Annotated in this window: 17 protein-coding genes; 10 read left to right on the top strand and 7 right to left on the bottom strand. The window is 68.0% G+C overall.

The features are described 5' to 3' along the window. Window positions 1-253 (top strand): helix-turn-helix domain-containing protein (locus U9977_RS18005; RefSeq protein WP_322750440.1); only part of this gene is annotated, 253 nt, incomplete at its 5' end. 82 nt (window positions 254-335) lie between these two features. Here the strand turns inward: U9977_RS18005 and mshD are convergent. After that, a complete protein-coding gene (gene mshD, locus U9977_RS18000; RefSeq protein WP_322750439.1) occupies window positions 336-1,343 on the bottom strand; it encodes a mycothiol synthase in 1,008 nt (335 codons plus the stop codon). Between the two features lie 138 nt (window positions 1,344-1,481). Further along, a complete protein-coding gene (locus U9977_RS17995) occupies window positions 1,482-2,234 on the bottom strand; it encodes a response regulator transcription factor (RefSeq protein ID WP_322750438.1) in 753 nt (250 codons plus the stop codon). Window positions 2,235-2,364: 130 nt separating this feature from the next. On the opposite strand from U9977_RS17995, the gene U9977_RS17990 reads away from it, so the two are divergent. From U9977_RS17990 to U9977_RS17960, 7 genes are all read left to right on the top strand, one after another. Continuing rightward, window positions 2,365-3,357 carry an alpha/beta hydrolase gene (locus U9977_RS17990; protein WP_322750437.1) on the top strand — a complete coding sequence of 331 codons (993 nt, stop codon included), beginning with the start codon at window positions 2,365-2,367 and terminating at the stop codon, window positions 3,355-3,357. Further along, a complete protein-coding gene (locus U9977_RS17985) occupies window positions 3,345-3,599 on the top strand; it encodes a MoaD/ThiS family protein (RefSeq protein WP_322750436.1) in 255 nt (84 codons plus the stop codon). The genes U9977_RS17990 and U9977_RS17985 overlap by 13 nt, the downstream gene beginning before the upstream one ends. A gap of 208 nt (window positions 3,600-3,807) precedes the next feature. Then, the gene (locus U9977_RS17980) at window positions 3,808-4,623 is read left to right on the top strand and encodes a hypothetical protein (RefSeq protein WP_322750435.1); all 816 of its coding nucleotides are present in this window, start codon (window positions 3,808-3,810) and stop codon (window positions 4,621-4,623) included. A 338-nt stretch (window positions 4,624-4,961) separates the two neighbouring features. Further along, entirely contained in the window at window positions 4,962-5,309 is a 348-nt protein-coding gene (locus U9977_RS17975; protein ID WP_322750434.1) for a thioredoxin family protein, read from the top strand. Between the two features lie 222 nt (window positions 5,310-5,531). Then, window positions 5,532-5,945, top strand: coding sequence for a DUF4395 domain-containing protein (locus U9977_RS17970; protein ID WP_322750433.1), 414 nt, complete (start codon window positions 5,532-5,534; stop codon window positions 5,943-5,945). Beyond that, window positions 5,942-6,775 carry a sulfurtransferase gene (locus tag U9977_RS17965; RefSeq protein WP_322750432.1) on the top strand — a complete coding sequence of 278 codons (834 nt, stop codon included), beginning with the start codon at window positions 5,942-5,944 and terminating at the stop codon, window positions 6,773-6,775. The genes U9977_RS17970 and U9977_RS17965 overlap by 4 nt, the downstream gene beginning before the upstream one ends. Before the next feature lie 3 nt (window positions 6,776-6,778). Next, on the top strand, window positions 6,779-7,078 hold the full coding sequence (locus tag U9977_RS17960; protein WP_322750431.1) for a DUF1416 domain-containing protein: 300 nt from the start codon (window positions 6,779-6,781) through the stop codon (window positions 7,076-7,078). A gap of 475 nt (window positions 7,079-7,553) precedes the next feature. Here the strand turns inward: U9977_RS17960 and U9977_RS17950 are convergent, their stop codons facing one another. Next, window positions 7,554-7,913: a DsrE family protein gene (locus tag U9977_RS17950; protein WP_322750429.1), complete on the bottom strand. Its 360-nt coding sequence runs from the start codon at window positions 7,911-7,913 to the stop codon at window positions 7,554-7,556. A gap of 469 nt (window positions 7,914-8,382) precedes the next feature. Between U9977_RS17950 and U9977_RS17945 the strand changes: the two genes are divergently transcribed. Beyond that, window positions 8,383-8,916: an FABP family protein gene (locus U9977_RS17945; protein WP_322750428.1), complete on the top strand. Its 534-nt coding sequence runs from the start codon at window positions 8,383-8,385 to the stop codon at window positions 8,914-8,916. Window positions 8,917-8,929: 13 nt separating this feature from the next. Here the strand turns inward: U9977_RS17945 and U9977_RS17940 are convergent, their stop codons facing one another. Next, window positions 8,930-9,472 carry a YbjN domain-containing protein gene (locus U9977_RS17940; protein ID WP_322750427.1) on the bottom strand — a complete coding sequence of 181 codons (543 nt, stop codon included), beginning with the start codon at window positions 9,470-9,472 and terminating at the stop codon, window positions 8,930-8,932. Window positions 9,473-9,521: 49 nt separating this feature from the next. Then, a complete protein-coding gene (mshA, locus tag U9977_RS17935; protein ID WP_322750442.1) occupies window positions 9,522-10,760 on the bottom strand; it encodes a D-inositol-3-phosphate glycosyltransferase in 1,239 nt (412 codons plus the stop codon). Between the two features lie 398 nt (window positions 10,761-11,158). Here mshA and U9977_RS17930 point away from each other — a divergent pair, with 398 nt between their 5' ends. Then, window positions 11,159-12,097 (top strand): class I SAM-dependent methyltransferase, encoded by a 939-nt coding sequence (locus U9977_RS17930; RefSeq protein ID WP_322750426.1) that lies wholly within the window; start codon window positions 11,159-11,161, stop codon window positions 12,095-12,097. Window positions 12,098-12,100: 3 nt separating this feature from the next. Here the strand turns inward: U9977_RS17930 and U9977_RS17925 are convergent, their stop codons facing one another. Both U9977_RS17925 and U9977_RS17920 read right to left on the bottom strand, forming a co-directional pair. Then, window positions 12,101-12,619, bottom strand: a complete 519-nt coding sequence (locus U9977_RS17925; RefSeq protein WP_322750425.1) for an O-acetyl-ADP-ribose deacetylase — start codon at window positions 12,617-12,619, stop codon at window positions 12,101-12,103. Window positions 12,620-12,834: 215 nt separating this feature from the next. After that, a partial coding sequence (locus U9977_RS17920; protein ID WP_322750424.1) for an aldo/keto reductase occupies window positions 12,835-13,523 on the bottom strand: 689 nt, incomplete at its 5' end.

Here is a 13,523-nt window from a genome sequence, read left to right as displayed (position 1 = left end):
GGGGCGGCTGCCTCCGCAGGAGTTCAGGCTGCTGCGCATCCTGCTTGAACGGGCCGGGTCCGTGGTAACCCGCCAGACACTGCTTGAACGTGTGTGGGGGACGACCAGCCATGAGACCAACACGCTGGCGGTGCACGTACGCCGCCTGCGCAGCCGTCTCGGGGATACCGGCGATACTGACCACCCTCGCCTGATCGAGAGTATCCGCGGCGTCGGTTACCGTTTCCGCCTCGCTGACGAGCCGACTGCGTAGAGGACCAAAGGGCGCGCGACGATCGTCAGATCGTGCGCCCGGAGGCCGCAGTCCCCAGAGCGCTGATGGAGGTGAGGTGTGATCAGGCCTGCGCACCTGCGTCGGGTGCGCGCCGGTAGGAGATGTCCGCGCGGTGCCGGGTGAAGCCGAGGCCTTCATACAGGCGTATTGCCCGCTGGTTGAGGTCTTCGACGTAGAGCATCACCGTTGCCAGGCCCTGATCGCGTAGGTGGTGCAGCCCGATGAGGGTCAAGGCGCGGCCGAGCCCGCGCCCGGCGAAGGTGGGCTCCAGACCGACGACATAGACCTCGCCGACGTCGGTCTTCGTGGCGGCGGTCTCGGCTGTCGAAATGCCACCGGGCCCGGGTATGTCGTCGATGCCGTAGTGAACCTTTGTCCAGTGGAAACCGGCCAGCCGGCCGGCGGATTCCGCGAGGAACAAGCCCGCTGGGTCGAACCACGGTTCGGCCTCCCGCAGACGAACATCGGTTACCGTCCAGCGGCCCTGCTCGGGGTGGTCGGCGAAGGCGGCACGGTTGACCGCCACCACTGCGTCCTCGTCCTGTCCAGGGATGAAGGTGCGGACGGTGACACCCGGTGGCAGTGCTATGTCGGGGAGGGCGGACAGCGGTCGGCGCATCTGCCAGAGCACGCGTTCGCGAACGAAGCCGTACCGGTGCGCCAGCGTCACCGTCGCGGGTGGGTCGCCGTGCGCCCAGACATCGAGCTGCGCGTGGGCCTGGTCAGCGGACGCGGTCAGCGCGGCGAGAAGGTGCCCGCCGCTGCCATGACGCCGTTGTCCGGGATGCACGACCAGCTCCGCCTGCCAGCTGTCATCGGAGCGGACGGCCAGGTAGGCGTATCCGGCGATCTCGCGCGATGTTGATGCGTCTGATGCGTCTGATGCGTCTGATGCGTCTGATGCGGTGATGATCAGATGGTGCCCGCTGGTGAGTGGATCGGGCGACAATCGCAACATTGCGTCATCGGACAACGGGGCGACCCCGTCCGCGCCGGTGGCCGCGGTCACCAAGTCCCGAAGGGCGTCGACGTCGTGGGAGGTCAGTTGCCGGGTCCAGTACAGCGTCATTGCGCGACATTAGGACGTTCGCCTGGCTGAAGGGCGTGCGATCATGGTATTTTCGCACGCCCGGAGGCTTCAGATTGCCTGTGTGGCTGAAGGGCGTGCGATCATGATAATTTCGCACGCCCTTCAGCCCCGAGGCTGCTAGAGCGAGACCCGCTGGGGGATGCGAGCCACTTCCCTTTCGTTGTGGCTGGCCACCGCGTCTTCAGGCAGCGGTGCGATCGGAGGCGCGACGAATTTGTAACCAACGTGCCGCACCGTACCGATCATCGACTCGTGCTCCGGGCCGAGCTTGGCCCGCAGCCGACGCACGTGGACGTCGACCGTCCGGGTACCTCCGTAGTAGTCGTAACCCCACACCTCCTGCAGGAGCTGGGCGCGAGTGAAGACCCGGCCGGGGTGCTGGGCGAGGTACTTCAGCAGCTCGAATTCCTTGAAGGTGAGCTCGAGCGGACGGCCGCGCAGCTTGGCCGAGTAGGTGGTCTCGTCCACCGACAGGTCGCCGGACCGGATGACACCGGCTTCCGCAGTGCCGCCGGCCGCCGCGACCCGACCGATCGCGAGCCGCAACCGCGCTTCGACCTCAGCCGGTCCGGCGCTGTCGAGGACGACGTCATCGACGCCCCAGTCGGCTGACACCGCGGCCAGCCCACCCTCGGTGACGAGCGCGAGCAGGGGAGTGGTGAGCCCGGTTGTGCGCAGGAGGCGGCACAGGCCGCGGGCGACGACGAGTTCCCGGCGCCCGTCCACCACGACGACGTCCACTGGTGGTGCGTCCAGGAGCGCGCTGGCCTCGAGTGGGGCGACGCGAACGGTGTGAGTCAGGAGCCCGAGTGAGGGAAAGGACTCCGCGGATGGTCCGGGGGCGTTGGTGAGCAACAGGACGACGCTCAAGTCGACTCCTCCAGGGTTCGGTTGCGATGTTGGGGCAGCGTCGACCCACGGATACCTTGCGACCGGCCCCCCGCGTTCCACGACCGTCATGGGCGTGAAACGAACACCGGCCTGTGGGGAGGATAGCGGAGTGTCCTACTCCGCTCATACCGTCTTCGGGGTTCTCCCCACCTCGGACGGTGAGATCCTCGCCACGACCCATTGTGGCCGTGTTGGTTCTGCCGCCGATCGTAGTTTTGATCTTGGGGTCGTCGTCGTCCACGGTTTTTCCGGTTTTCGTGACAAACCCCCGGTCAGGGCGGTCAGCGACGGCATCCGGCCCTATGCCGGCGTGCTCACCCCGGATCTGCGGGGTCACGGCCAGTCCTCGGGCGTGTGCACCTTCGGCGATCTGGAGGTTCTGGATGTGGACGCGGCCGTGGGGGAAGCCCGGCGGCTCGGTTACCTGAACGTCATCACCGTCGGTTGGTCGATGGGGGCCGCCGCGGTACTGCGCCACGCGGCCTTCGCCCGCGGCGGGGACTGCGTGCGCGGGTACCCCGTGCGCAACCCGGTTGACGCCGTCGTCAGCGTGAGCGCGCCGAGCCGCTGGTACGTCCGTGACACTGCGGCGATGCGGCGCCTGAGCTGGCTCGCGGAGACCGCCGCCGGCCGCCGCATCGCCCGGCACGCGCTCGGCGTACGGCTGATGTCCGAAATCTGGCCGATGATCCCGGCGTCCCCGCTCGACGTCGCCGGCCGGATCGCGCCGACGCCGGTTCTGTTCGTCCACGGAGACCGGGACACCTACTTCACCCTGGATCATCCTCATTCGCTGGCGGTGGCTTCGGGGGAGCACGGCCAGTTGTGGATCATCCCAGGCTTCGGGCACGCCGAATCGGGGCTTGTGCCAGGGTTGCTGGACCGCATCGGCCGCCACCTGCCCGATCTGCTCGTCGGCCGTGGTGAGCGCGCGGGCGTCGACCGGCTGCTCCCTGGCCAGCCAGGGCCGGACCGGCTGGTCCCAGACCAGCCAGGCCCAGGCCAGCCAGGCCCAGGCCAGCCAGGCCCGGACGTGTCGGCGAGTCCGCGATCGGACCGTGATGACACACCCGAGATCCCGGAGTTCCCATGGCTTGCGTGACGATCCGTTACTGGGCTGCGGCCAGGGATGCGGCCGGGGTACCTGAGGAGCAGCAGAACGCCGATACCCTTGCCGACCTACTGGACGCCGTCTCCCTGGGCCGCCCGGGGCGGTTGAACGCCGTGCTGGCGCGCTGCGCGTTCCTCGTGGACGATGCTCCGGTCGGCACCCGGAGTCATGCCGACGTGGCACTTGTGGACGGCGCTGTGGTGGAGGTGCTCCCGCCGTTCGCCGGTGGGTGATGGCCGCCATGATCGACTCTTCGCGATAGACCTGTTCGGCAGGCTTCGTCCCGTTCGTCGCGCTCGCATCGTCGCCGGGGTAGTCGCCGGGGTATGGGAACATGGTGGTGTGCGAGCCCGCGGGGCCGAGACGGCCGTCAGGACGGAGTCGGCAGACGTGCCGGCATCCGTGACTGCGCCGCGGTCGCGGCGGGCGGGTGGACCGCCGGTGTTTCTCACCGGTGTCTCGATAGTGGTAGCCGCGGTCGTCCCGGCGCTCGTTGCCGGCGTCGGGCCGTTGCCACTCGTCGCCGTCATCGCCGTCGAGCAGTTCCTCCTCGGCTGGGCATGGGTGCGGACGTTTGCCGGTTCCATCGGGACGTTGGTGATCGTCGGCTTGGCCGCGCTGGCCGCGGACGCCACCGCGCTGCTCACCGACTCCCACGAGCTCGGCGATGGCGCCGGGGTCATCGGTATCGCGGTGGTGGCGGTCATCCTCGGTCAGCTGGCGCGGCGGCGGGCCAGCCCCGGTACGGCGACATCGGATCAGCCCGTGCGGGTGACGGTGGACATGGCCGCGGGGCTCAGTGGGGTGGTCATCGTCACCCTGCTGACCGGCTACGTGGACGCGGCCTCGATCGAAACGCCGACCGGCCGGGCGGTCGGCCCCGCGATGGTGGCTGTCGGCCTCGTCGGCGGGGGTTTGGCTGTCCTGGTCGCGCGGGCCTGCGCGGGGTTCGTCGGCGGCCGGGTGGCCCGCCCGGCCGGCTGGCCGTTGATCTTCCGGCTCATCGGCGTGGTGGCGGCCGGTGCCGGTGGGGCTGTCTTCGGCGCCGCATCCGGCGGGTTGACCGTTTCCGACGGCACGGCGATCGCGACGGTAGCCGCGGCGGTAGCCGTCATCATCGACATGGCTGTCGCCCGTGGGGTCGCCGAACTCCGTGCCAGTGGTGATCCGGAGTTCGAATGGCCCCTTGTCGCGGTACTCCCGCTGGCCGTGGCGGCGGTGTTCGTGTATGCCGCCGCGCACACGCTCGCAGGATGACCCGTTCGCGTGGAAGATTATTGACGGTGACCACATCTGGTGACCGCTAGCCCACGCCGGCCGGCGGGCGAGACGCAAGGTCAGGAAGAAGTTGGCGCCCGAATGCGCTGGACGCAGTCGTGACCGGGATGTGGGTGTTATTCGGGGCACTGGCGGCTGTCGGTGTGATCATTATGATCATTCGGGTTCGAGACGGGCGGTTCCGGATGACACGCACGTCGGCGTCGGGCAGCTCGGCTGATGGCAGCGTTCCGGGCGTAGTGGGCGCATCCACGACTTTTGACACGCCTGATGTGGGTTCTCGTGCCAGTGCTCATCCGCGCGACGGGGAGTCGCTTATGGATCTTGCAAGCGAGCTTGTGGAGCTGGGTATCATGCCCGGCGCGCGTGCCACGCTGCTGCAGTTCTCCACGGCGTTCTGTGCTCCCTGCCGGACGACCCGGCGGATCCTCGCCGACGTCGCTGCGACCGTTGCGGGCGTGCGCCATCTTGAGGTCGATGCCGAGTCGCATCTGGAGCTGGTCAGGCGGCTGCGGATCCGGCGGACGCCGACCGTCCTGGTCCTTGATGGGCAGGCTTGGGAGGTGGCTCGGGCCAGCGGCGCCCCACCGAGCAGGGCGGCCGTCTTCGCCGTGTTGGAACTCGCTGTAGGTGAGGTGTCCACCGCAGACGGCGAGGTGACGTGATCGACTCTGGAGCCGGCACTTTCGATCACCGCGACAGCTGGTCGGATCGGTAACACATCGGTCATGTTCGCTGCTACGGTCGAGAGGTTATGTTTGCCACCGAGCTCGTCAGCCGCCGCACGATCGATCTGTGTCGTGTCGGTAGCACATCGTGTCGACTTTCCTGATCTGTGCGTTGATGTCGCCCGCTGTCAGCGGGCCCGCCCTTCAGGAGATGAGTTCGTGGTCGACCCGCGAGGTCCTCGATGTGCCGCAGTTGTGACCAGCGTTGTCCTCGCGGTGGTCACGCTGACCGCCAGCGGATGGCTACTTCTCGCGCAGACAGCGGTCTTCCTCACCGGGGCCGTCCTCGGAGTCCGGTGGGCACCGTACGGGTTACTCTATCGCACCTTGATCCGCCCCCGCCTCGGGCCGCCGGCCGAGTTGGAGGATCCACAACCGCCCCGGTTCGCGCAGGCGGTCGGTGCGGCTTTCGGTGCGGTGGGCACGATCGGATTTCTCGCCGGTGTCCCCGGTCTTGGATACACCGCCACCGCGCTTGCATTTGTAGCGGCGTTCCTGAATGCTGCCATCGACTTTTGTCTCGGTTGCCAGATATATCTCGCCATACGTTCCGTGAAGGGAGTGCACGCATGAGTCGTTCCGATGCGCTCGTCGACCCGTCCTGGGCCGATGCGCACCTGACAGACCCCAAGGTTGTCCTGGTCGAGGTCGACGAGGATGTCTCCGCCTATGACAAGGGTCACATCCCGGGTGCGGTCCGCCTCGACTGGAAGTCGGAGCTTCAGGACCCGGTGATCCGCGACTTCGTCAACAAGGAGCAGTTCGAGAAGCTGCTGTCGACCAAGGGCATCTCGAACGACGACACGGTCGTTCTCTACGGCGGTAACAACAACTGGTTCGCAGCGTATGCCTACTGGTATTTCACCCTCTACGGGCATGCCGACGTCAAGCTGCTCGACGGTGGCCGCAAGAAGTGGGAGCTGGACAGTCGCGCGCTGACTGACGAGGTCCCGAACCGCCCGGCCACCCAGTACACCGCCAGCGACGTCCGCACCGACATCCGCGCCTTCCGGGACGAGGTCATAACCGCGATCGGCGAGAAGAACCTCGTCGACGTGCGCTCGCCCGACGAGTTCGCCGGGCGGCTGCTTGCTCCGGCGCACCTGCCACAGGAGCAGTCGCAGCGGGCCGGGCACGTCCCGACCGCAAAGAACATCCCGTGGGCGAAGACCGCGAACGAGGACGGCACCTTCAGGACGAACGACGAGCTGACCACCCTGTACTCCGACGCGGGGGTGGATCTTACGCAGGAAACCATCGCGTACTGCCGTATCGGCGAGCGTTCGGCACACACCTGGTTCGCGCTGCACGAGCTGCTCGACCTGCCGAATGTGAAGAACTACGACGGCTCGTGGACCGAGTACGGTTCACTGGTCGGCGTCCCGATCGAGAAGGGCGCCTGACACGTGTGCGGTGCGACCAGCGGCGGACCTTCGGTGGAGGGAATTGACGTGGCCAAGGAAACTGTCATCCAGGGCGTCGTCCTGAAGGACGGCTCGCCCGTTTCGTCAGGTTATGCGCGCTTGTTGGACGAAGGCGGGGACTTCACCGCCGAGGTGCCGCTGTCCGCGACCGGTCAGTTCCGTTTCTTTGCCCGACCGGGCTCGTGGACCGTCCGGGCGCTGGTCCCGGGCGGCTCCGGAGAACGGAAGGTTGTTGCCCGCCAGGGCGAGCCTGTCGACACCGAGGTGGAAGTAGCCGCATAGGTTTTTCCACGACCCCGGCGGCGCGCGCAGGGTTACGATCGCGCCGCCGGGGTTTCCGGCTCTCACCGCAGGTTCCCCTCACCGCAGGTTCTCAGTAACCACTCGACCGGGGCGCGGGAATGCTCTGGCTGGTGCATGCAGCCCGCGTTGGCACGGCAAACGCCATCGGGCCGACGGCGAAGTCACGCAGACCGTTATCGGTCGCGAACAGTGCAGCGGAACTCCGGTCCGGAAATGGTGCGACGACTCGCCGGACCGTCCGCCGCGCGGTGGTGTCGAACTGGACGACTGCGTACAGGACATCGGGTTCGTGCATCATGCCATTACAAAACCCCATCAGGCTGACGCCGTGAAGGAGTCTCCTCGTGTCCTGGCCGTGGTCTGCCTTTGCAGGAGCTGTTGCTCGGCAGGTGGGGCCGTCGCCTGGCAGGGTTCTGAAGGCTGGTATCAGCAGGTCAGGTCAGGTCAGGTCAGGTCAGTACACGAGCCCCTGGGCTCCCTCGGCCAGTACCTCCGACACGAAGACGGCGGCGCCCGCGATGCGTACACTTGGGAGTACATCATTGGGGCCGATGCCTCGCCGGGCCGCACACTGAGTACAGACAGTTACCTGTCCACCGGTCAGAACCGCATCCAGCAGGTCGTCCAGAGGTGCGGACTCAGGCAGCACGAATGCGGCGGCGCGTCCCGGCAGCGCGAACCAGGCGGACTCGCCGGTAAGCCACAAGGAGACGGCCGCACCGCTGGCGACTGCGACGGCGGCGACGGTGAACGCCTGCGAGCATCGCTCCGGCGCGTCCGAACCGGCAGTTGCCTTGATGACCAGGGAACGCATAGGGCCCAGTCTGCACGGTCCGGCGAACCCGGGAGGCCTGCGCGCCATCAACATGATCATTGTGATGATCGATGAGTGGGCCGGTTGGCTGTCCCCACAGACGATGCACAGCTCGCGCCAAGGGTTCTGACGGGAAGGATCCTCCCTCCCCGGTGGATCGTCGGGTACAGGCACGGCTACGGTGACTCCCTCGGCCACGACTTCGGCGGCCAGTACCTGTGTGTGCTGACCTCGGAGGTGACCGAGGGTCCGTTGCAGGGGTGCCGCACCGCTGCGTCACAGGGCTGGTATCACGGCGCCGGACCGGTGCATGACGGATAGGCTGGGCGCGTGCTGGAAATATTCTTCACCGCACTGTTGATCACGGTGGCGGTACTCATCGGGTGGTTCTCCGTGTACGTCGTCTACAAGCTGTACGCAGGCCAGCGTTGAGCGTTTCCGGCACGCGCCCGCGTGCGGCGGTGCCGACGTGACCACACCGCCGGGGCCGGTCGTCGACCTCCATCCCAGCCTGCTGCCACTGGCGTTCCTCCTGGGTACCTGGCGCGGTGAGGGCGTCGGTGGCTACGAGGGGATGGATGGCTTCCGCTACGGCCAGGAGGTCGTTTTCGCCGGCACCGGCCGGCCGGCTCTGTCGTACGAGTCCCGGACCTGGTGGGTCGGTGAGCCTCGGGACGGCCGCGACGAGGGAAGCCCGTTGGCCGCCGAGGTCGGGTTCTGGCGAGTTGCGCCACCGGATGGCGACGGGCCTCCCACGGTCGAGGTCATGCTCGCCCATCCGTTCGGCATCAGCGAGATCTACGTCGGTGATGTGGTCGGTACGCGGGTGGATCTGCGGTCCAACGTCGTGATCCGGACTGCCACGGCACGCAGGGTGAACCGTTCAGAGCGGCTGTACGGCATCGTCGAAGACGGTGATCTTGCCTATGCCATTGACATGGAGGCCGAAGGCAAGCCGTTGCAGTCTCACCTGTCCGCGCGTCTTGCACGGGTGCGCTCGTAAGAGCGCCCGGCACTCAAGGGCCTGCAGAGGCTCCGCGTCGCTGCATCCGGGGGCTCGCTTCGGCGGTCTCGGTCTCGGTCTCGGTCTCGGTGGCGGTGACTTGGGCTCGCCAGGCCTTCTCCCGCTCGATGGCGCCGGCGAACCCGAGCGTGACGGCCGGGTCGAAGTTTTCGTCCGAGTAGGTACGGGTGCAACCGAGCACACGGTCGATCTCGTCGGCGGTGATCGCCGTCAGCGGAAGCTGACCGGTGAGGTAGACGTCCCCGACCTGGTCTATCGAGAAGTGCACGCCGTAGGTCCTGGCGTTGCGTCCAAGCAGGAACGCGTAGGTGCCCGCCGGATTCTCGGCGGGCCTGCGCATGAAGAACGCCTCGATGAGCAGGGTGTGGTCGCCTATGATCAGCCAGGTCATCGTCCGGAGCCTGTGGTCACCTTCCAGGGTGACCAGGAATGATCCTTCGTCCACCCGCTCGTAGACCAGGCCGATGTCGTCCAGGGCATCGTCGATCACACGGTCGATGCGCGCCCGCTCGATGTCGTCCACAGGCAGTGACACAGTTCACCTCCGAAGTGATCATATGGGATGGGCGCGGAACAACAGGCCGTCAGGCGGTCGCTGGAACGGTCGCCAGCGCCGCTGCGTCACGGTAGCCGGCCAGGACCCCGCGTGCTGTCGCAGACCAACCGAACTCCGTGGCGCGCCGCACCGCGCCGGCGGCGAGCCGCTGCCGCCAGCGGGGCTGACCGATCAACCGGGCCAGCGCATCGGCGTAGGCGGCCGGATCACGTCCTTCCACCAGGATTCCCGAAATGCCGTGGCGGACAGCCGTGCGCAATCCGCCGACGGCGGCCGCGACGACCGGCGTTCCACAGGCCTGGGCCTCAAGCGCGACCAACCCGAAGCTCTCGCTGTGGCTGGGGACGACGACCGCGCTCGCGGCCCGGTACCAGTCGGCGAGCTCCAGCTGGGGGACTGGTGGCTGAAATCGGACAACGTCGGAGATGCCCAGCTCGGCGGCGAGCTTGACCAGCGCGTCCGGCCGGTCGAGGCCTGAGCCGCTCGGTCCGCCGACGATGGCGACCAGCATGCGGTCCCGCAACGCCGGTTCATGGGCCAGCAGGTGGGCGGCGGCGTGTAGAAGCATGTCAGGCGCCTTCAGCGGCTGGATTCGCCCGACGAAGAGCAGCAGCACCACGTCCGGCGGCAGGCCGAGGCGGGTCCGCGCCGCCGACGCCTCCCCAGGGCAGAACACTTCCAGATCGACTCCGGGCGCCACCACGTCGACAAGGTTCGGATCCGCTGCGTAGAGATCGATGAGATGTTGCCGCTCGTCAGCGGTGGATGCGATCATCCGGCTCGCACCGGCGACGACCTCCTGCTCGCCGGCGATTCGGTTCGGCGGTTCTGGCTGGTCACCGTCAGCAAGCGCATGGTTCTTGACCTTTGCCAGGGTGTGGGCCGTGTGCACCAGCGGGACCGCCCATCGCCGGGAGAGGGCGAGCCCCACCTGGCCGGACAGCCAGTAGTGCGAATGGATGACATCGAACCAGCCGGGCTCCTGTGCGGCCTCAGCCCGCAGTACATCCACGATGAACGAGCACAACCAGGCCGGCAGGTCCTCTCGTCCGACGTCCCCGAACGGGCCCGCATCGACGTGGCGCACTGTGACCCCGGGGGCCAGGGTGACCGTCGGCTCCACCGTGCTGCTGGTGGCTCTGGTGAAGATCTCAACCTCGGTGCCGAGCGTGGCGAGCTGCCGGGACAGCTCGACCACGTACACATTCATCCCGCCCGCGTCGCCGGTCCCCGGTTGTTCCAGCGGCGATGTGTGCATCGACAGCATGGCGACCCGACGAGGGTGGCCGAACCGGACCCGACGCACCGACCACCTCCACAATGAGCCGGACGCATCGATCGCCAGCTTCCCGAGTGTTCGAACAACGGATCGGCCGCCTGCATGCCCGGACACGGTCGATGACATGCACATCGCCCTGCGGGCACCTCCGCCCGAGGTCTGCGGTACGAGGTACGGTCCGGCTGTCTCCTAAGCGGTGGGTCCCTCGTCCCGACGGGAGCCCGGTACATACTGCCAGCAGCAGAGCCGATGGGCTGATTTCGGCCGACGCATAATTATGATCTTATTTTTGGTGATGTCCGCTGTGCCGACCGGCCTGCACCGACCGCCGGTGGCTGTTCGGGGGGCGGCGGTCGGGGTGGCCGGGGCCCTGCGATCGTGAAGCTGTGTCCGGTACCTCTCCCGTCCACCGTCGTGAGCCTCGACTGGCCGCTGGCCGTGCCAGAGCACTGGGGCTCGCGACCCGCGGGACGACCAATCCGAATCGCCTGCGCAGGGTGGATCGCTGGATCATCGGGACGCAGGCGGCCCGCCTACGCGGTGTGCCCGCCCCGCTGGTCGTCGATCTCGGTTTTGGGTCATCCCCGATTACCACGGTTGAGTTGTACGAACGATTGGCGCGGGTCGTGCCCGACGTCCGGGTCGTCGGGTTGGAGATCGACCGGGACCGGGTGGAGGCGGCGGCCCCGGCCGCCCACCCGCCACGGCTGGCCTTCACCCATGGCGGATTCGAGCTCGCGGGGCTGCGCCCCGTGCTGGTTCGCGCGCTGAACGTGCTCCGCCAGTATGAGGCCGCGGCGGTCGGCCCGGCCTGGGCGTCGATGCTCGAACGGATCGCCCCCGGCGGTCTGCTGGTCGAAGGGACCTGCGACGAGATCGGCAGGCGCGCATGCTGGTTCGCCATCGACGGTTCACGCGCTGCCTCCACCGAAGCGGGCACGGTGGTGCGTCCGGGGACACCGGGACCCCGGTGGGAGTTCTCACCGCAATCATGGCCGGGTGGCACCACGCTCACCTTGGCGGCGCATCTGCCGAGCCTGAGCCGTCCATCCGAGATCGCGCAACGGCTGCCGAAGTCGCTGATCGCCCGCAACGTTCCAGGCGAGGACGTACATGCGTTGCTGACCTCGTTCGACGACGCCTGGATGCGGATGGCGCCGCGCGCGGTGTTCGGGCCGAGGCAACGATGGGTCGCGGCGGTCGAAGCCATGCGGGCGGACGGTTGGCCGGTGCGCGGCACCGTGCGGCGATGGCGACTGGGCGAGGTCACCGTGGCATGGCCGCCCACCCGTGCGGGCGCTGCCACCGCCACGGTCAGCGGCTGAGCATCAGCGATGCGCGCCCAGAGCCGTCTGGAAGGCCGCGTGGGTGGCCTCGTCGAACAGCACGAAGCGGGCTTCCCGCACGCTGGTCGGCGTGGCCAGGACGGTGCCCACGGCAATGCGGGCGGCGTCCTCACGTGGCCAGCCGTATGCACCCGCGCTGACCGCGGGGAATGCCACGGATTCGGCGCCAAGCTCGGCTGCGACACGCAGGGCCTGCTGGTAGCAGGACCGCAGTAGCTGCGAACGGTCCTGCGTGGCCGACCAGACCGGGCCGACCACGTGGATGACATGCCGGGCGGTCAGCCGTCCCGCTGTCGTGGCAACCGCCTGGCCGGTCGGCAGACCACCGCCGAGGGCGCCTGCACGCAGCGCCCGGCATGCGGCGAGGATCTCGGGTCCGCCGCGACGGTGGATCGCGCCGTCCACTCCGCCGCCACCGAGCAGTGACGAGTTCGCCGCGTTGACGACGGCATCGACGTCCTGCTCGGTGATGTCCCCCCGTACCAGCGTCACTTCAACCATGACCGCCATCTTCGACGACCGCCATCTTCGACGACCGCCGTCCGCGGCGACACAGGGCCCAACTCCCGTGTTGGGGTAGGTGGCACGTAGCGCTATCACGACCTTTTCTACCGACGGCCAAGGCCGACGGACGTCGGGCGTAGGTCCCAAAGGTCGCCATCACGACCGAACTGACCTACCGCTGACTGGTGTCAGCCGCCGCCGCGTGGGCGGCATCAGGAACTCGGGCGTCGGGTCGGGGCAATCTTGTCGAGGACTGCGAGGTCGTCGGCCCGTGGCTGCCACTCTCCGGCCGCGGCGTTCGCTCGGACCTGTTCCGCCGTGGTGGCGCCGGCGATCACCGAGGCGACCGCCGGCTGCGCGGCCAGCCCACCCATCGCCACGTCCAGCAGCGAGCGGCCGCGTTCGCGGGCGAAGGTCTCCAGCGCCTCGACCCGGTCGAACACCGCGTCCGTCAGCTCGTCCTGGCGACCCGCGAGCCGTGCTCCAGGCTGCGGCTGTTCGTCCCGCATGTATTTTCCGGTAAGAATGCCGTTCGCGAGCGGGTAGTACGGCAGCACGCCGATGCCGTACTTCTGCGCGGCCGGGACGAGTTCAGCCTCCACACCGCGTTCCAGCAGGTTGTAGTGGTTCTGAGCCGAGATGAAGCGGGTGGTACCGGAAGCGCGTGCGGTCCACTCGGCGTCCGCGATCTGCCAGGCCACCAGGTTCGATGAGCCCACGTAGCGGACCTTGCCTTCGCGGACGACCTCGTCGAGTGCGGTCAGGGTCTCCTCGACCGGGGTGAACGCGTCGGGTCCGTGGAGCTGGAAAAGATCGATGTAGTCGGTCTGAAGTCGGCGAAGCGATCCTTCCACGGCTTTGCGGATGTATCGACGGGAAGCGCGTGCGTTGAAGTCGGGGC

The sequence above is a fragment of the Protofrankia sp. Cas8 genome (assembly GCF_963555845.1).
Lineage (GTDB): Bacteria > Actinomycetota > Actinomycetes > Frankiales > Frankiaceae > Protofrankia.
The sequence above is the reverse complement of the archived record's forward strand: the minus strand, read 5'-3'. Positions and strand labels throughout refer to the sequence as shown.